Here is a 20,047-nt window from a genome sequence, read left to right as displayed (position 1 = left end):
CAGGAAAATTTAACCAGATTCAAACGTCAGTTTATCACCAGTTTGCGGCTCAGTGTTCCGGTAGGCGAAACGAAGTTTAGCAGATAAAAACCTGAAGGAAAAGGACTCAGATCCAGTTTCATCTTCCCGAAACCATCCCAGGGCTGGCGTGTGAGGCATTCCCCCAGCATATTTACCAGTTGAACCTCGGCGGAGCCTGGCGCATGGTAAGGATATTCTATTACCACCAGATCTTCTGCAGGGTTGGGGTACACCAACAGTTTGTCAGGTGAAAGCCCCGATTGTATTCTACTCGTCACGGAATCAATCACCACATAGATATAATCTGTGGAAGCCAGCACAGTAACCGCAAACGTTTCATTGCCCGAAGACAGACTTAACACAGGATTGTCCGGATGCATAGGGAGGTTGTTGTAAGCTGCTACAATGCGGTAATCCCCAGAGAGCAGATTTAAAAAATCGAAGTGTCCCTGACTGTCGGTTTTGTCCACAAGCAAGGTGTCTCCGGAGAGGTCGTCAGTCAGGGCAATCCAAGCATCGGGAATAGGCACATCCAGACCGGAACTCCTTCCAGCGCCGTATCTTCCATCGGGGTTACCGGTTCCCATTGTACCGGATGCAGCGCCGTTGCCGTTGGAACGGTTGGAGGCGGCGATGTGTTCTGCCCCAAATGCTGAACCTGCATAACTATGGTCAATGGCCTGTACTGACCAGTAATAATCCACACCGATTTTTACTTTATGAAAATTCCATGCGGTCTGCTGAAAAGCATTGCCAATTTCTGTAATCAGGCGTCGCCCATCCAGCGGATTTCCGGTATCAATGACAGACAGGGGATGTATAATATCGGCAACTCCGGGAGCACTGCCCATACGGAGGTTATAACTCAGGCCCGGAGCGGGGGTTTTGTCATCCGTCGAAGGGAGCCATGAAAGGGTGAGTACAGAGTCTGCCGGCCGGTAAACTGCGGTCAGACCGGAAGGAGCAGACGGGGCAACATTGGGGGAGGCGGTTTGATAAGTGGCCTGCCTGAGTACAGGTGCTATTCCTCCTGAACTAATACCGATAAGATCCATGTTCTGATCGCCGTTAAGATCAGTCAATATCAGGGATGGTTTTTCATAGTCCAGACATAGTTTCCGCTCGTGGAATTCAAAGTTCCCAAAGTTCTCAATCAGGTGAATACTTCCTGATAAACTGAGTTCGAGGGTAAGAATATCCAGATCACCGTCATTATCAAAATCAAAGACAGCACCAGGCCCGGCTAATATGACCAGAGAGTCCTCCGTACTTGCCAGATTCAGGGTAGTGAAAACCAGGTTGCCGTCATTTCGCATAAACCTGAATACCGATCTCCGGTCCGGAGTACCGGGTTCTCCGATCAGATATCTCGCTATCAGGTCCTGGTCTCCGTCGTTGTCCAGATCCCCGGGATAATATTCCAGATGAGGGTAAATAGCAGCAGTGTCAGGGCGGATATGATCATACAGGGTAAACCCTCCGTTTTGATCATTGATGTAGGTTAGCGGATTTCTTCTGAATAAAAAAAATGTTGCAGAATCTCGTTTCCCCACCACTAAGTCCGCATAACCATCTGAATTCAGATCAAATTGAAATCTGTTAAGGGAACGGAAAAAAGTGGAGGTATAGGTAGAGCTATCCAGTTCTACTACATCAAGCACTGCCCTGGAATCATCGTAGTAAAGAATTTTATAAGGTTTACTGGCCAGGTTTTGTTCACTTACCAGCAGATCCGTATTTCCGTCATGGTTATAGTCAACCACCTGACCAGAACTGACACTCAAAAAATCGGGAAGAGTATCTTTGACCGGAGCGCCAAATGCGCCATTTCCCAAACCGGGATAAATATAAGTTGAATCAGGCTGACCTATGATGGGAGAAAAGTCAACCGTATATAAAAGGTCAATTTGTCCATCCCCGTTGAAATCGTCAAAATCGACAAAGGTGCTTATTTCGTCATGAGAGAAAAGGGTGTCCAGCGAATACGATGAGCCATCATTCAATAACACCCAGGTGCTGTCCACATAAGGAATATTGGATCCTCTTCTGGTTTTGGTAAAGACGTCAGGATATCCGTTTTCGTCCAGATCAAACAGGCGAATTTGCTGTCCACGGCTATTTGCCCGGGGAAACTGAATAGGCACTTCGCTCACAACCAACTGGCTATCAGGCACAATTACCACAGCAATGGAATCTATCAGGAAACCCGAAGCTTCAAATCCATTGTCGATGGTTTGTACGCCCACATAATACATCCCGGAGGCAGATACCGGAATCCGGACAGAAGTAAGACTGCCATTGTTGCCTTCTCCGGTCAACAGGAGGCTTCCGTCAGACAGGGCCTGGCCGGGATAAATATCATTTCCTCCGGCATTCGTTCCGGCTTTTACAGCATAACTCAAGGCATGGGAGGGGGATTCATTGTCATTGGCGGGGTCCCAACTCAGTTCCAACACATTACAATTGGCAGACAAAGAAAAACCCGGCGGCAGGGAAGGGGGAGTGTTAACCGCATTATTATCATTTTGGTAAAGACGGCCAAAAGCCTGCCCGTTTCCGTCAAACGAGGTGAACATAAGATCAAGGTCTCCATCCTGGTCAAAGTCGGCCACGGCCAGGCGGCTCCGGTCATTTCCTTCCTCCGGCACCGCACCGCAAACCAGCGAATAGCTGTCATTGATATTTTGGTACAGGCGGGTCTGTACCTGATTGCTTTGAAGGTCTAACCCGGTCATGGCCAGGTCATTGTCTCCGTCACTGTCAAAATCGATCCAGACAATATCACCATACAAAAAACCCGGTAGCGACTCCGTCTGATCGTCGAAGACATAGGCAAAAGTTTGCGGCGACGAAGACGTTGAACCCATCACCACATACTCGTAAAATCCAGCTCCATCCCGGTTATTAGCTGCAATAGCTGATTCAGCCATCGGGGACAGCAGGTTATTGCTGCCTACCTGGGTAAGGTCTCCCTCTATATTCTGGTAATAGAAGGTATAAGCATCGCCAAGAAAACCCTTTCCTGATATGACAAGGTCGGGAAACCGGTCCGAACGATCATGCCAGGAAATATCGCCATCATACAGGCCGGTCAGCGGTATGCCGCTTTGCTCTAACGTTCCGTCGATATTGGAATACAAAATGGTTTGAGGGGTTCCTGCGGCATTCAGCCCCATTGCCACAACATCTGCATAGCCATTGTCATCGTAATCGGCTACGGAGAGCGAGCCCCGGTATAAGCCTGTAAAATTGGGATTGAGCACCGGCAAATAAGTACCCGAAGCATTCTGATACAGAATCGTCAGGGGCGTATTGGAACTATTTCTCCCCATCAGGATGACGTCGAGATCATTGTCCCGGTCAAAGTCGATGAATCTGGCACTTCCCTCTTTCAGATTCGCGAAAGGCAGGGGACTGACCAGACTAAAACTACCTCCGTCGTTGCGGTACAGCCGGGTCGTGCCCGGACCATTGATTTGCTGATCTCCACTTGCCAGGATATCCAGATCGCCATCAGCATCAAAATCTCCCCACTCCAATGAACCAACCCCGATCCCGGGAAAAGATATTCCTGCATCGGCAAAAAGGGCATTCCCCCCGGGGGGAAGCAGTACTTGTTCGGGTGCAAACCCCGAAGTGGCAAAACTATTGTCCACCGCTTCTACGCTCCAGTACAAGGGTTGGCTCAGGTTAAGATTTTCAATCGTCCAGCTTGTGTTTTGCTGTACATTGCCAGGGCCCGGTTGCCAGTGTTTTGCGCCTGAAAACACCTCATGACCGCCGGGGCTGGTTCCCACACGCAGATGATAGGTCAGGCCCGCCGATGCGGTTTCGTTGTCAGTAGCGGGATTCCATTGAAATATAACGGTCACATTGGCACAATTCCCGCCGCTGATATTGCCTGCAAGCCCTGAAGGTATAGAAGGCGGGGTGTTGGAGATGGAGGCTGAATTTTGATACAACAGTGTGGCATAGGTTTCTGATCCGGTAAATCCATCTACCCCGGAAATCAGAAAATCGAGGTCGCCATCGCCGTCTGTATCTGCAAAACCCCCACTTACCGGCGATTTGAAACTGGCAAAACTGGTTCCGGGGGAAAAACTTCCCCCGCTATTGTTCAGTAATCTGCCCGTTACCGGGGTAGCATCCAGTCCTCCGGCAATCATCCAGTCCAGATCGCCATCGTTGTCCCAGTCCCCCAGTTTTGAAAGCCCCATATGGGCCAGGCCGCCCAGACTCACCAACAGGCTATCCTGAAATACTCCGGGTAATGTCTGTAGGTAAGAAATGCTTTGAGAAGCGTTATTAAAATTACGTCCGCAGTTTACATCCGGGTCGCCGTCCTGGTCAATATCCCCCCATGCTGCACGAAGGCCCTTCATAGTGAGACCCAAATCAGCGAAAATCCCGCCATTATTTTCCAGCAAAATCGCTCCTTTCCGGCCAGCCTGACCGGAATAGCCAAACATGCTGAAAGTTAGATCCAGATCGCCGTCCACATCATAATCCACCCACTGAATATCTTTAATGTCAAACAATGGATTTGCCACCGGGTTAAAACCGGTTAATTCACTAAAACCCCCTGCATCATTTTGAAAGAGATGGATATAGGCCGTATCATACCAGTTGCCGGATACATTTCCGGCAATCGCCAGGTCCAGATCGCCATCGTTGTCATAATCGCCCCAGTCGAGTTCCCCTTTATAGGCTGGCAACACGGTGGGAAGCTTGGAAAATGTCAGATTTCCTGTGTTTTCATATATCCCCGGCTGAGCACCCAGTTGGGCGAAGTCCAGGTCGCCGTCGTTGTCAAAATCGCCCCATTTGACAAAACCAAATGTCTGGGTTATGGTATCCGCAGCAAAAGCAAAACTACCATTTGTATTCAGGGCAAGCCGGGTCCACGCCTGTGAATTGTTTAAAACCCGGTAGGAATACAATAAATCGGGGTCGCCGTCCTGATCGATATCTGCCCAGTCCACAAATGCGTGGAAATTGTTGGGGAAAGTCAGTGGCTGTGCGGCCATTTGCTGCAGGGCCAGCATCAGGGCAAACATCAGACATATCGGGAATCTGAATAGGTTAAAAATGGCTGAAATCATCAGGATGGGTTTTATGATTGTTTGGCATTCCCATAAAAGCCAGAGATACAGGGAAATGGTGGGATGGGAATAAAAACAAACATATCAAACCGCACCTTCAGTTTTATCGCTGTAAACGGGTAAATACCTGCTACCTGAAATCAGGTATCGTTACTGAATCCAGCCTTTGCTGTAAGCGAGTCTTACCAGGCCGGCTACATTGCGAACGCCCAGCTTGAGGAAAATGTTTTTGCGATGGGTTTCAACCGTCAGGTGACTGAGGTTCAGCTTCTTGCTGATTTGCCGGGTAGTAAGCTGGTCGGCAATCAACTGGATGATTTCCATTTCTCTTTCAGACAAAATCGGTGATATCTGCGCATTGGGACGCAGCGAATCCATGATCTGCCCTGAAACAGCGGGGGAGAAATAGGTATTCCCCGCAGACAAAACTTCAATCGCCTGCAACAACTCTTCCTTACCCGTATCTTTCAACAGATAGCCATCCACACCTGCATGGAGCATGCCTTTGATAAAAGCAGGTTCCCGATGAAAAGTCATCGCCAGTACCCGGACCCCCGGATGGTTTTCTTTCAGCCAGCGTGTGGCAGCCAGTCCATCGGTATGTGGCATTTCCACATCCATAAGCACCAGATCGGGAGGGTTAATTTTCATCAACGCTTTCAGCGCATCGCCATTGGCAGCCTCACCTGTCACCTGAATATGGGGCTCTTTCTCCAACAAGGATACAAGCCCCTGACGGAAAATCTTGTGGTCGTCGGTGATAATCAGTCTAATGGGTGTCATGGGAAGAAAAACCATCGTTTGGAAACGGACGAATCGGGACTGGAGGAATAGGGATAGTCAGGCTAATGGTGGCCCCCTGGCCGGGACCTGAGTCAATTACAAACGTTCCTCCAAGTAAATTGACACGGTTGCGGACATTAGACAACCCCATGCCGGCAGGAGCTTCCGATAACAAAAACCCCCTTCCATTATCTTCGAGCATCAGGGTTAATTCCCGAGGGTAGCGGGTGAGGTATAAAGTAGCGCGGGATGCACCATCGGCATGTTTTATCACATTTTGCAGCAATTCCTGAATGATGCGAAACAAATGCAGTTCTATGTTGGCAGGAAGGCGGGGCCCCATTCCATGTGCAAGAATCTGAATATTCAGGCGATCGCCGCTATTGATCCGGGCAATAAGACTTTCCACAGCTGGAACCAACCCAAAGCGGGAGAGCGTCTCCGGCATCAAATTATGGGCAATCTGGCGGGACTCTTCCGATATTTTTTTGAGCAGACCGCTCAATTCTGCCCGTTTCTCCGGCTGGTTGGCAAAAATGTTTTCCATACCTGAGAGGTGATGATGGGCCGTTGCGAGCATGGCACCCACACTGTCATGTAAATCCCGCGCAATCCGCGTACGCTCAGCAACTTCCGTTTCCGATATAGCGCTGAATACTTTCTGCTGCTGTTGCATTTGGCTGTGCTGCTGAAAAAATACAAATCCAAATATCGCCACTATCAGCACTAGCAATCCGGCGAAGACCAGAATCATGATCAGGTCATCGCGAGCCTGAATAGAGGCTGTCTGCTGACGCTGGAGCTCAGACAAACGATAGATTTCATTCTGCTGCTGTTCCGACCTGTATTTTGTTTCCAGTTCCCGAATGGTTTCCAGATAATCTCTGCTGGCGAGACTGTCTCTCCATTGGTCGTATAGCAGGTGATACTCCATCGCTTTGGGATAATCTCCCATGCGGGTATAAGTTTCTGCCAGCCCTTCGTAGCTAAACTTTATCCCCTCAGGGAAAGATTGCTCCTGACTCCGGCGAAGGGCAGTGTCGAGATAGGTTAGGGCTTCGAAATAGTTGCCCCGTTCACTTTCCAGAGAGGCGATGTTGGCGAGCGTATAAATGATCCCGATTTCGTCGCGAATCCGCCGGCTGAGGGCAAGGGAATGATTATAATACCACCTCGCGGTATCAGGCAGGTGCCTCATTTGAGATATTTGTCCAAGATCCATCAGCGTAATAGACCGGGAAAAATCGTCATTTAAGCGGTCAAAGATTTGCAGTGCATCTTTTTGATACCGGTATGCTTCTTCAAGCCGGTTTTCCGTGAGCATAATCTGTCCCATATTGCCCAGAATCTTTGCAGAATGTGCATCAGCGCCAAGCGACTTGCTTAGTCTGAGCGCATGATTGTACCAGTTCATCGCATGATCTATATCATCCAGTGCCTGGTAAACTCTCCCCAGATTATTCTGCGCGCGGATCATACTCAGACTATCGCCCAGCGTGGTGGCATCCTCCAGGGCTTTGATATGCCATTGGGCAGCAGCATTGTATTGCCCCTGTTGGGCCAGAATAAGTCCATAATGGCTATAGGTAGTCACCCGAATAAGAGAAGGCTGGTCAGAGGCCTGTTCCATAGCAAAGGTGATATAAACCTGCGCACTGTCGGTTTCACCGCGGAAAAACCAGTGTATGGCCCGTGCATTATTGATTTTTGCCAGAACCTCCTGTTGCCCGGACTCAAATGCCAGATCATAGGCTTTTGTAAGAAAAAAGTACGAGCTGTCCACATCCGTTTTTTGCCAACTTTCGGCCAAAGTCAAATAAGTATCCACCTGAGGATCTCTGTTTGCCTGCAACAACAGGTTTTTCAGGCTATCTTTTTCAACAGATTGAGCCATTCCACAAGTCCACCATAAAGCCATCATGACCCCGGCAACATAGTGTCTTATGTGGAATGCAACCATAAGCATGACTGGTACGGGAAACAGATTATTTCAGAAAAAATTTCGCCAGTATTCCCATCACGTCTTTTGCTTCTTCTTTCTTGCAGCAGGGAAAAGGATATTGTTGAGAATCAACCGGTAACCGGGCGAACTCGGGTGGAGGGCCAGTTCGGTGGGGTCTTCGCCCACATAATGGCGGTAATCTTCGGGATCGTGCCCGCCGTAGTAAGTCCACATGCCTTTGCCAAGGTTGCCATGGACATAACGCGCTTCTCCGTAGGCTTTAAGTTCGCCCATGACCAGCACTTCGGGTTTGAGCAGGCTGGAACGGAAAGCAGTTGTCTGCCCCATAAAACCTTTGATGGTGCGGGTATGGTTTTGGCAGAGCATGGTGGGCACAGGATCCCATTTGGCAGAAAACTCAAACAGGGTAAAATAGTCCATATGCTCAGGCACATTGCGGCCGAGATTTGAATCTATATCTGAAAATTCGTATTGATAAGGGCTGCGTACCAATTGGAAATTTTTGAAAGCCAGCGCCTTGGAATAGTCAAGTTTATCCTGTGCGGCTGGATCCATTGGATCTCCGTCAAACATTGATTCGCAGATATCCACCCCCTCCGCAGCCAGGGCGATATCATAGGTATCAGTAGCCGAGCACATGGCAAAGAGGAAGCCGCCATCGGTGAGGAATTGTTTTATTTTTTTGGAAACAGCCAGTTTCATCAGGCTGACTTTGGAATAACCATACATCTGGGCGGTAGCTTCCTGTGCGGCGACTTCATCCATATACCATTTTACATTGCGGTAAGAAGCATAAAATTTGCCATACTGCCCCGTAAAATCCTCATGATGAAGGTGGAGCCAGTCATATTCTGAGAGTTTGCCGTCGAGGACTTCAGGGTCATATATGACTTCGTAAGGAATCTCAGCATAGGTAAGCGCCAGGGTTACGGCGTCATCCCAGGGTTGTTTACTTTTCGGAGAATATACCGCAACTTTGGGCGCCTTTTCCAGTTTGACCGCGTCCATATTCACCTCATCAGAAGTGACATAAGCCAGAATCTGGCTGGATTTGGCGTCTGAAATTTTTTCAAAACTCACCCCGCGTATCTGAAGTTCCTGTTCAAATACAGACGTATATTTAAACATAAAACTCCCGCCCCGATAATTGAGCAGCCAGTCAACATCCACATTATACTCCAACACCCAATAGGCGATGCCGTATGCTTTCAGATGCTCTGACTGTGCATAATCCATGGGCACGAGCAAATAGTCAGCACGGGCATAGGACGACAACCAGAGAATGGAGAGAAGCAGAATACTTTTTTTCATAACTGTGGCAAATTTCCTGAAAAGTTAGCAAAAATTTAGGGATATTTTATGTTCGATTAAACGACCTGGAGGTTTTATTGTTGTTACTTTCTTAACTTAGCAGTATGAACTTCATCCAGTTTTTTACAGAAGGCATCAAAATAGCATTTGCAGCAATCGGAGCCAACCGTATGCGTGCGGTTTTGACAATGCTGGGCGTTGGCACAGGCATTTTTGCGATTGTAGGGATTCTGACGATGGTAAACTCTATGCAGACTTCCATCACCAAAAACCTCTCTGCGCTGGGAAATACCACCATTTTCGTACATCACTGGCCCTGGGCTGACAACCGCAACGACTGGTATAAATTTATCAACAGACCCAAAGTAAGCTACCGCGATTATCAGAAGCTCAAACAAAACCTCACCCGTGTGGAGGGGGTCTGTTACGAGGTTACTGTAGGCGGTCAAACGGTAAGATCAGACGGGAGAAGCATTTCAAATGTACAACTGGTAGGTTCTACCCCCGATATGAGCAAAGTCCGGGATTTGAAGTTTACTGAGGGGAGGTATTTTTCTGAAGTAGAGCAACACCTGGGCAGTGCGGTATGCATTGTGGGCTATAATATCAGCGACAACCTGTTTCCCGACGGAAATTCAGTGGGAAAATATATCCGTATTTCGGGTCAAAGGCTCATGATTACGGGCGTCATGGAAAAAGTGGGCTCCAATATGCTTTTTGGTGGGGCAAGTGAAGATGACAAAGTATATGTCCCCTATTCGGTATTGCCCAAAATGTTTAACCTCAATGCCCGCAATTCCGAAAAAGTAATTACCATCAAAGCCTCTCATTATGAGGATTTACCCTATATCGAAAGTGAAACCATTGGTCTGATCAGAGTCGCACGGGGCCTGCGCCCTAAGGTTGAAAACAATTTTGCCATCAACAAGCAGGAAGCATTGATGTCGCAGTTTGATAAAATGTTTGGCTACCTTAAGACCGGGGGCTGGTTTATCAGCATATTTTCCATTCTGATTGGTGGTTTTAGTATCGGTAATATCATGTATATATCGGTCAAAGAAAGAACCCGGGAAATCGGCATTCAAAAAGCGCTTGGAGCGACAAAAGGGTTTATTCTGTATCAGTTTGTCATGGAGGCTGTATTGATCTGCTTTATGGGCGGGCTCATCGGCCTGGGGTTTGTATTTGGAATAGGCGCACTCATCCAAACCGCAATGAACAGCCTGGACTTGCCCCTAAAGGTCGCATTTGCCTTTGGAGATCTGATGACCGGTGTCGGGCTTTCGGTATTTACGGGGCTTGTTTCGGGCATCCTGCCAGCGTCTATGGCAGCCTCACTCGATCCGGTAAATGCGATCAGACAGGCATAAAAACGCCGCAATCAGCTGTAATTCGACTTTTTCTCACGTAGCATTTTCCGAACTGCCCGTATTGACTGTTCTGACAAATGGGTAGGAATAGATCCGCCTCCCACTGACTCGGCAAGAATCCGCTCGGAGAGTGCGACCCGAATATTTGTACCCCCTGAGGTTGTCAGGATGAATGTCTCGGCATCATTGTACTGCTCTACTTTTCCCTGCGCCAATCCTTTCAACAGGGGAATCTCCAACAAAACCTGTTCTGAAAAAGTATAACTCTTCTCTGTCCGGGATTCTGTAATCGTTTCTAACGAAACGATATCCTGATAAAAATACTCGTGAGTACTTTCCGCCAGTGAGTTACTGGTCGTAGGGTCAAATGCACATTGATAAATAACGAGTTGGTGCGCCGTAAAATTGATAATCGTAACTCCTATGGGAATAAAACGGATAAAATCGTCCTTTCCTTTCCGAACACCGACATGAGCGCCTCCAATATTAAATAACCGGGGACCTGTGATCATAACAGGCTGCCGGATGCAATCAGACCGATCAAGGTTCGTTTTTATCATCGCTCTATCCCACAACTGGTTTAAATCCTCATTCACCCATGAATCATATTGCTCGTCTGAAGGGCGGCTGGCCATAAAGGACTTGGAAAAATAATTTTTAATTTTTTTACCTTTTTCTGTAATCATGTTAGGGTCAGGTTATTGGTTGTTTTGTCTGAGCAGAATTGATTTCCATTGTGGGTTTTCCAGTTTCAGGACATCTATTAGTCGCTCCAATTCCCAGTAATCGTATCGCATCGATGGATCTGAGGCCAACCGCAAATGTTCTGCAACACCCGGAGCCGGTACGGTCATACCATTATGAAAATAATAGTCATTCTTAATCAAAGCCATAAAATAATGGTACTTAGACTCCGCTTCATCCAGACTGATCGCAGAATGCAACAGAGACTCCATTTCTCTGACTACCGGCAGGTTTAAACGAACCAGCTTTCTTCCTCTCGACTGCCCGATGGCCAGGTAATAGTATGCATCTGCAAAATCAGGCGCCAACTGTATCGCGGCCTGGAATTGCACAACAGTAAAGTCAAACAACCCCAGATGCAGGTAACAATAACCCAATCCCATATAAGCCAAATGATCCCGCCGGTTCTTTTGCGTCTGCTGTTTATAATAGTCAATATAGTTTTCCAGTTCACTGCGTGAGCGCATTCGCAGGTTTTCAAAACTCCCGGTTGCATCTTTGCCCTTTTTCGCGGGCAAAACCGAATCGATAATGCTACTGTCCCAGTCCTCTTCGGGTACAGTTGCCAACCACTCCAGCAAGCTGGCCCATATTCTTCTGCCCTCCAACCCTGTTTGCTCCTCAGACAGGGTACCACGAAGTACGGCACGTCTGTAATCGTGAAAACGGGTTGAAATCAATACCCACTCTTTTCTACAGCCAGAATCCTCGAGCAGCAATAAATTCAATTTCTCAACCACCTCATCCAAAGGGGATTCACGAACATATTCTAAAATCTGTATCATTTATTCACAAGACACCTTAAGCCCCAATCATTATACGCAAAAACAATAATCAGGCTACCATGAAATATTAGTAACAATATAACACCAAAAAATGTTATAAAAAATAAAATTTATCCGGTTTTCAGAAAAAAAACAAGTGATCGTACCTGCAAATTCAGATTTATATGTGTGTGGATACTTTGTATATTTGCCGCCTGATACGAAATGTTACATGAGAGTAATAGACCACCTGAATACTGCCAAAACCCCAACCGTCAGCCTGGAGATTATTCCCCCTAAACGCGGTGGAAACATCCAGAAATTACACGAAGCGATTGAGTCCGTATTACCTTTTCATCCCCCATTTATTGACGTTACCAGTCATGCAGCGGAAGTGGCCTGGGAAGAGATGAAAGATGGGAGTTTTAAGAAAAAAGTAAAGAAAAAAAGTCCCGGAACCTTCGGGCTATGTGCAGCCATTAAATATAAATTTAACCTTGAACCTGTGCCCCATCTTCTCTGCGGAGGTTTTACCCGTGAAGAAACCGAAGATGCGCTGATCGAACTCAACTATCTGGGAATAGAAAATGTCCTCGCCATCCGTGGAGATAAAATCAATTACCGCCCGCTCCCGCAAGACCGCACGCAAAATAGCCATGCAGTGGAACTGGTAAAACAGATTTCAGCGATGAACCGTGGCGTATATATCGACGAACTGATCGACGCTACCAAAACCAACTTCTGCATCGGCGTGGCGGCTTATCCCGAAAAACATTTTGAAGCGCCTAACAAAACCTTTGACCTGAATGTCCTGAAGGAAAAGGAAAAAGCGGGTGCACACTATGCGGTTACCCAGATGTTTTACGATACATCCAAATACCTCTCTTTTGTCGAAAAAGCACGGCAGGAAGGGGTGAAGATGCCCATTATTCCCGGATTAAAAATCATTACTTCCAAAAAACAACTGTCCACTCTGGCGGCTGTTTTTTATATTGACATACCGGAAGAACTCACAGACCGTTTACTTAGTGCCAAAGACCGTACAGAGGAAATTCAGGTAGGGGTCGAATGGGCTTACAAACAGTCTCTCGAACTTCTGGATGCAGGAGTACCTTATCTGCATTTTTATATTATGCAAAATACTTCTCCTTTCCTCAAGCTGATGGAAAAGCTGGAGAAAAAGCTGTAAAAACCTTCCAATGCAATGAACGCGCTACTACGAAGTCTGTTTTTTTCTTTTTGCGGTGCCATTTTAGTGGCGCTGATGTTTGCTGGTTGTACACAACCTACGCCGCAAAGAGGTCATAGTCCCTGGGTATTCAGAACATCTCTCGACGACCAGCCCCGCATGCTGGTGGCTGCACTTTCCGATAGCTTTTGGGTGGCTTATCAGACAGAATATGCGGCCCTCTCAATAGTCTGGCGCGACGGGGTCAATTTTGACGGCCCCGTTTATACCACCCGACATGGCAGGCACCCCTCTACAAAAGGGAATTTTTTCCTCAAAAACCCACCTGATAGCCCCTGGGAAATTCAAGAAGGGGGGTCTGCGGTATTTCACAAAGTTTACTATACCGGACATCGGTTTCGCAACGGAAAAGTAGAACTCAACTACCTGATCCAGACGGCATCTGGCAAATCGATACGGATAAAGGAAATCCCTGAGTTTGTACGCCATAAAGACGGATACCCGGGTTTACAGCGGGAGTTTCTGGTTCAGGATATGCCGGAAAACCACTCCATTGTCCTGAGAACGATGCTCAATTCCATACCTGGAAGAAACTATATCAAAACCAACGGAGAACTCAAAATCATTAGCCCTCCCTCTCAGCAGGACTCTGCCACTTATGGGCTTGAACTCCTTGCCATGCTCCGCTTTCGGGATAAATCTCCCACCCTGCTGACTACATGGTTTTTGCCCGGCCCTGTGCTTCCTAATCCCTTTGATATTTCGGAGAAAGGCCCTGATCCGGGATCTGGTTTCGCGCTTATCGACCAGACCGACTGTAAAACCTGCCATGACCAGAAACAGAATCTTACGGGCCCGTCTTATGAGGCCATTGCTCAAAAATACAAGTCCAACGCCCGCACACTCAAAACACTGGCCCAACGGGTAATCAGTGGAGGAACCGGCGTCTGGGGAAAAAATGTGATGGTCGCTCATCCCGATCTTTCACAGGAAAATGCAGAAAAGATGGTAGAATGGATTCTCGCACTGGACACCGAAGACCGGCCGGCAAATCCTGTTATGGCAACGCCTGGCTATAATCTTGCCGACGCCGTACTTCAACGGGCAACTGTACTGCCTGATCACGGGCTCGCGGTAAATGGGCACCTGCTCAAAGGAGAACAAACCCTCGACCCCAAAATTCCTTCCGGAGAACAACCCATTGTATCTGCGATTGTACCTGGGATTCACTTCCCTTCCATCAATCATTTACAGCCCCTTTCTGAAAATTTTCACCTTCAGTTTACCGGCAATATAAATATCCCCACTACAGGAACTTATCACTTTCGCCTTTACAGTGATGATGGTTCCAGGATGAAAATAGATGGGAAAACAGGGATCCTCTACGACGGGAATCATGGATTTGGCCCAAAAGATGGGGTTTTCACGCTTGAAGCAGGCACTCACAGCCTGCTGATAGATTATTTTCAGGGGGCCGGTGGCGGGGGCATATCTCTCCTTTGGTTAAAGCCCGAAACGGAAGACTTTGAAGTTGTACCTACGGAAGCCTATTCATTCAATAAAAATGATCTGGCAGATGTAGATTTTCCCAAATTCCTGCTCCCACCGGCTGGCGACGGAGCACCCTTGCCAGGCCTTCACCCAAGCTATGATCTGATGCAGGCCCGGCTCGAAAGTTTTCAGCCAAGGGTCGGGGGAATTGACTTTCTGTCAGACGGACGAATGGTAGTCTGTACCTGGGAAGGATTTGTTTACCTACTCGACAACCTGAATCAACCTGACCCGGAGAAAATACAGGTAAAACAAATCGCTGAAGGGCTTGCAGAACCCATGGGGCTGAAAGTTGCCGAGGACAAAATCTACGTACTTCAAAAACAGGAACTCACGTTGCTGGTTGACCACGACGGCGATGAAATAACGGATGAGTACAGCACCATTTGTAATTCCTGGCCGGTGACTACCAATTTCCACGAATTTGCCTTTGGACTGGAGTATTGGGACGGATTTTTTTATGCAACGCTTTCCTCCCCTTTGGGAGCGGTGAATGTACATTATCCGGAACGCGGCTCTGCTGTAAAAATCAACCCTGCCAATGGTAAATATGAAATTCTCGCCAATGGTTTCCGCACGCCCAACGGGGTTGGGATGAATGCAGAAGGAGAAATGTTTGTAGCTGACAATCAGGGAAACTGGCTGCCAGCAAATAAAATTGTACAGGTGCAGAAAGGCGCATTTTATGGATACCGTGATCGCAACCCGGAAGAGATGAAAGACTGGAAAGAAACCGCGCCGATGTTGTGGTTACAACAAACGGAAATCGCCAATTCTCCCAGCCAGATCATTTTTTCACAAGATGGCCCTTATGCCGGTCAAATGCTCTATGGCGATGTGACCCATGGCGGCATTAAACGCGCAAATCTGGAGAAAATCAATGGGGTGTATCAGGGGGCGGTTTTCAGGTTTACCCAAGGATTGGAAGCCGGCGTCAACCGGCTGAGGTACAGCCCTGACGGAGGTATTTTTGCCGGAGGAGTAGGTGCTGCGGGAAACTGGGGGCAGGAGGGAAAACTTCGTTATGGGTTGCAGCAAATCAGGTATAATGGAAAAACCACTTTTGAGATGCTGGCTGTAAACGCAACGCCCAACGGGCTGACCATCACATTTACAGAACCACTTGCTCCCAATAGTGGGAATACAAGCAAAGAATTTCAGGTAAGCCAATGGCGGTATATTCCGACAAAAGAATACGGAGGCCCGAAAATAGACGAAAAAAAGCTGAAGATTACGGGTAGTACCCTTTCTCCGGACAGGAAAAGCGTACAGCTTCAGATTGAGGGAATGGAGGCCGGCCATGTATTATACATTCACCTGACACCGGAGATGATGGGTAGTTCTGGACAAAAGCTATGGTCAACAGAAGCGTGGTACACGTTAAATGAGATTCCGGCAATACACCTACCTTAAGCTTTTGAGGTAACTCAGCAGCAGTTCATTAAACGCTTTGGGCTGATCAAGATTGGCTAAATGGCCTGCACCGGGCAAAACTTCGTGGCGAACATGCTCGCGGTTTTCCAATGCGCGCAGTGTATCATGGAAAGCCCGGCGGGCGGAAGAGAGTTTTCCCATAAAATCTTCCTCCGGCTCGATAAAAAATAATGGAACATCACTTTCCACCAGGGTGGATATATAGTCTATTTGGGCAAGATTATAACGCACTTGCCGTATGGCATCCCAGTTGGTAGTCGGGAAGATTTCATCTACGAGATAAGAAATTGTTTCATCATTGTCCGACAATTGTCGGGCGAGAATTTGCGCCTGCTTTTTCCGACCACGTATTTTTCCGGTTGCATTCAGGAGTTTGTCAGACAGGGAAATGGCCCAGCGCCCACCTTCCTGGCGGGGAGGAGCACCAAAGGTTGTCAGACTCAAAAGACTATCGGGATCCCTGCGAAGCAGTTCATAACCAATCACCCCGCCCAAAGAATTGCCGACCAGATGAAATTGCTGGATGTTGAGCGACCAGGTAAGCTCCACCAGATCGTGTACCATTACTTCAATGGCGTAGTTTTCTTCCGAAGACTCCATCGGCGGCGCAGAGAGCCCATGGCCGCGAAGGGAGACAGCCAACACCTGATAATCCTTGGCAAAATGATCAATATTAGGCAAAAAAACCCGGCAACCCAGCCCTACCCCATGCAAGAAAAGCACCGTCTCAGATGCAGGATCACCTGTCAGGAGATACTCCAGATTAATATAACCGGCAGTCGTAAAAAACCGGTTACCTACATTACTCAACTGTCGGATCAGCGGTGGCATATGCATTTAAAAACTATTTACACTGAAATCTTCAGTAATCCGCAAAATTTACAAAAATCCTCAATTACCAGACAATATAGGATGAAGGAAAAACAAAATATTCCTTACAACAGAAATCTTATTTTCATCGTTGTTTTAACAGAGTTCCTGACATATCCGGATTATTCTTATTTTCGGAGGTATTTTCCCCATGAGCTTGTACAACAAAATTCCATTGTTTGTGAGAAATTATACCTTACTGATCTGTCTTTTATGTTTTTCCATGCCTTCCTTTGGACAGGCACTTGTGGATAGCTGCTTTTCAACCGGTACTCCCGGTACTTCATTTGCCAATACACCAGCCCTGGGCAATATGGATGGAGATTTACTTTCATTCAACGGTACTTCATGGACAGGTGGGTTTCCCACTGCCAATATTACCCTTCCGCCACCCAACAACAACAACTGCCGGGCGATATGGATAGGAAGCGGCACCTTATGGACCACAGGTGGAGAAGGGTTTGCCCTTAAACTGACGGCTCCGCTGGCTACAGGTGTTTCCTATACGTTTTCCTTTACTTATGCCAGTCATGGTACAGGTAGCACCGGAAGTTTTGCGCCTTCATTCCAGACCAATACAGCGCCCAATCTTGCAGGGGCATTTAATGTTGGCAATCTTCCGGCTGTAGGAAATGCATGGACGGCCAACTCCATTACCTTTACAGCCTCTGCGGCTCAAAACGGGGATGACTGGCTGGTCATTCACACAGGTGCAACGGGGAGTTCTGGTATGTTTCTGTCGTTTTGCCCCGGCTGTGCCATTCCTGCTACCTGCTCGGTCGATCTGGGAAATGACTCAACGCTCTGTCAGGGTGGATCACTCCTGCTCGACGCAACTTATCCCGGCGCCAATTATCTTTGGTCCGATGGCTCTACCAACAGCACCCTGACGGTTAACAGTACAGGTACATACTGGGCAGAAGTAAATGTAAACGGATGTATCGCCAGAGACAGTATCAATGTTACATTCAGCCCGGCTCCAACAGTAAATCTGGGCGCAGACACAGCCATTTGCGCAGGCACAACGTTAATCCTTGACGCACAAAATCCGGGGGCAACTTATATTTGGCAAAACAATTCTGCCAACTCCACTTTTTCTGCCAATACAGCCGGACAATACTGGGTCACCGTTGATGATGGCATCTGCTCGGCCAGTGATACGATTACCTTAAGCATAGATCCGCTGCCACAGGTTAATCTCGGCAATGATACCACGATCTGTATCGGAGATACGATTACGCTTGATGCAACATTCCTCAACAGCAATTATGAGTGGAGCAATGGAGCCTTTAGTCCGACAATTCCGGTTTTTTCGCAGGGATTGTACTGGGTACAAGTTATTCATAAATGTGGGATCGTGCGGGATTCTGTAGTAATTTCCACAACCAGCGTCCCGTCTATAAGTCTGGGGCCAGATACAGCCATTTGCAAAGGAAATAACCTCCTGCTCGATGCAACCGCTCCGGCAGTAACTTATCAATGGCAGAATCTTTCCACTACCCCTACCCTTTCCGTTACGAATACCGGATTGTATTGGGTGCAGCTCTCGCATCTTTGCGGCACTTTCAGAGATAGTATCCAGGTGGTGGTAGATTCTATTCCCTCCACAGAACTGGGTCCCGACCGTCAGGCATGTGAAGGGGATGTAATTTTGTTGAATGCCAGTGCCCCGGGAAATACAACCTATCTCTGGCAGGACAACAACACCAATCCTTTTTATACCATTAACACCGGAGGATTATATACAGTAACGCTTACGGGCCGTTGCGGATCGTCCAGAGACTCGGTGAATGTCACTTACTTCAATTACCCGGTCGTAAATCTGGGTGCAGATACAGTCCTTTGCAAAGGAACCAACCTGCAGCTGAATGCCTTTTCTCCGGGAGCAACTTATGTATGGCAGGATAATTCGACCTTGTCTACTTTTGTCGCCACGGGTCCGGGGACGTATTCGGTTACCGCGACCAATGGAAACTGCCCGACTACGGATGCGATCATAATCACAGGAGACTCAATTCCCGCGCTCAATCTGGGTCCCGACCGATTCCTCTGCGATGGAGAATCGGCCGTTCTGGATGCAACTGTTCCGGGTGCACAGAGTTATATCTGGCAGGATAGTTCGAGGTTTTCGACTTATCCGATTCAGCAGAGAGGAACGTACTATGTGGATGTAAGAAACCAGTGTGGGCGAATCAGAGATTCGGTCATCGTAAAAACCTCCATTACGCCTGTGGTCAATCTGGGGATATCCGGCGTTATTTGTTCGGAGGGAAATGGATTTTCGGTAAGAGATGTTTCCATTCCGGTCAGTGATGCTACGTATTTGTGGTCAGATGGGGAAACAGATCCGGTAAGAATCATTGATCAGACAGGCGTGTACCGGGTCAGAATAGAAACCGGCTGTGGAGTTGATGAGGATTCTGTGTGGATCGGATTCAGTTTATACCCCAAAGCAGAAATTGGCAACGATACGACCCTCTGCGAAGAAGATTTTCCGATTACTCTGCGGGCAGAGGAGCGACCTGGCGATTACCGCTGGCAGGATGGTGCTTCCGGCACGGTCTATCAGGTTACGGAACCCGGGCTCTATACCCTTCAGGTGAGCAATAATTGCGGCGTTGATCAGGATTCGATGTTTATCGATATGCGAAGTTGCCGGTGCAATGTATTTGTCCCGACAGGCTTTACGCCCAATGACGACGGCGTCAACGAACTTCTTACCGTGGGATATCAGTGTGGTTTCGAGTCCTATTCCCTCCATATCTATAATCGCTGGGGGCAGGAAGTTTTTGCCAGTACAAACCCCGACGAAGCATGGGACGGACGCACCGGTGGCAGAGCCAATCCCGAAGGTGTATATGTTTGGGTACTTCGATACCAGTATCAGGCCCGGGGCTGGAGTATTCCCAATACAGAGACAGGCACCGTTACCATTTTGCGGTAAC

General features: G+C 47.9%; 11 protein-coding genes. 4 read left to right on the top strand and 7 right to left on the bottom strand.

Features of this window, described 5'->3' with window-relative positions:
* Positions 1-26: 26 nt before the first annotated feature.
* The 4 genes from R3D00_11115 to R3D00_11100 all read right to left on the bottom strand — a co-directional run bounded on the left by R3D00_11115 (position 27) and on the right by R3D00_11100 (position 9,180).
* Positions 27-5,123 (bottom strand): T9SS type A sorting domain-containing protein, encoded by a 5,097-nt coding sequence (locus tag R3D00_11115; protein ID MEZ4773722.1) that lies wholly within the window; start codon positions 5,121-5,123, stop codon positions 27-29.
* 150 nt (positions 5,124-5,273) lie between these two features.
* A complete protein-coding gene (locus R3D00_11110) occupies positions 5,274-5,906 on the bottom strand; it encodes a response regulator transcription factor (protein ID MEZ4773721.1) in 633 nt (210 codons plus the stop codon).
* Positions 5,893-7,866, bottom strand: coding sequence for a sensor histidine kinase (locus R3D00_11105; GenBank protein ID MEZ4773720.1), 1,974 nt, complete (start codon positions 7,864-7,866; stop codon positions 5,893-5,895). Before R3D00_11105 ends, R3D00_11110 begins: the two co-directional genes overlap by 14 nt.
* Before the next feature lie 57 nt (positions 7,867-7,923).
* On the bottom strand, positions 7,924-9,180 hold the full coding sequence (locus tag R3D00_11100) for an asparagine synthetase B (GenBank protein MEZ4773719.1): 1,257 nt from the start codon (positions 9,178-9,180) through the stop codon (positions 7,924-7,926).
* Positions 9,181-9,284: 104 nt separating this feature from the next.
* On the opposite strand from R3D00_11100, the gene R3D00_11095 reads away from it, so the two are divergent.
* Positions 9,285-10,550, top strand: coding sequence for an ABC transporter permease (locus R3D00_11095; GenBank protein ID MEZ4773718.1), 1,266 nt, complete (start codon positions 9,285-9,287; stop codon positions 10,548-10,550).
* A gap of 11 nt (positions 10,551-10,561) precedes the next feature.
* Here the strand turns inward: R3D00_11095 and R3D00_11090 are convergent, their stop codons facing one another.
* Entirely contained in the window at positions 10,562-11,236 is a 675-nt protein-coding gene (locus R3D00_11090; GenBank protein MEZ4773717.1) for a hypothetical protein, read from the bottom strand.
* Positions 11,237-11,248: 12 nt separating this feature from the next.
* Entirely contained in the window at positions 11,249-12,079 is an 831-nt protein-coding gene (locus R3D00_11085; GenBank protein MEZ4773716.1) for a hypothetical protein, read from the bottom strand.
* A 211-nt stretch (positions 12,080-12,290) separates the two neighbouring features.
* Here R3D00_11085 and R3D00_11080 point away from each other — a divergent pair, with 211 nt between their 5' ends.
* Positions 12,291-13,247 carry a methylenetetrahydrofolate reductase gene (locus R3D00_11080; GenBank protein MEZ4773715.1) on the top strand — a complete coding sequence of 319 codons (957 nt, stop codon included), beginning with the start codon at positions 12,291-12,293 and terminating at the stop codon, positions 13,245-13,247.
* Positions 13,248-13,262: 15 nt separating this feature from the next.
* Positions 13,263-16,211: a PA14 domain-containing protein gene (locus R3D00_11075; GenBank protein ID MEZ4773714.1), complete on the top strand. Its 2,949-nt coding sequence runs from the start codon at positions 13,263-13,265 to the stop codon at positions 16,209-16,211.
* Here the strand turns inward: R3D00_11075 and R3D00_11070 are convergent.
* The gene (locus R3D00_11070; protein MEZ4773713.1) at positions 16,203-17,063 is read right to left on the bottom strand and encodes an alpha/beta hydrolase; all 861 of its coding nucleotides are present in this window, start codon (positions 17,061-17,063) and stop codon (positions 16,203-16,205) included. The two genes, R3D00_11075 and R3D00_11070, sit on opposite strands and share 9 nt — an antisense overlap.
* A 220-nt stretch (positions 17,064-17,283) precedes the next feature.
* Here R3D00_11070 and R3D00_11065 point away from each other — a divergent pair, with 220 nt between their 5' ends.
* Positions 17,284-20,046 (top strand): gliding motility-associated C-terminal domain-containing protein, encoded by a 2,763-nt coding sequence (locus R3D00_11065; GenBank protein ID MEZ4773712.1) that lies wholly within the window; start codon positions 17,284-17,286, stop codon positions 20,044-20,046.
* Position 20,047 lies beyond the last annotated feature (1 nt).

The organism is Bacteroidia bacterium (assembly GCA_041391665.1).
Taxonomy (GTDB): Bacteria; Bacteroidota; Bacteroidia; order J057; family J057; genus JAGQVA01.
The sequence above is the reverse complement of the archived record's forward strand: the minus strand, read 5'-3'. Positions and strand labels throughout refer to the sequence as shown.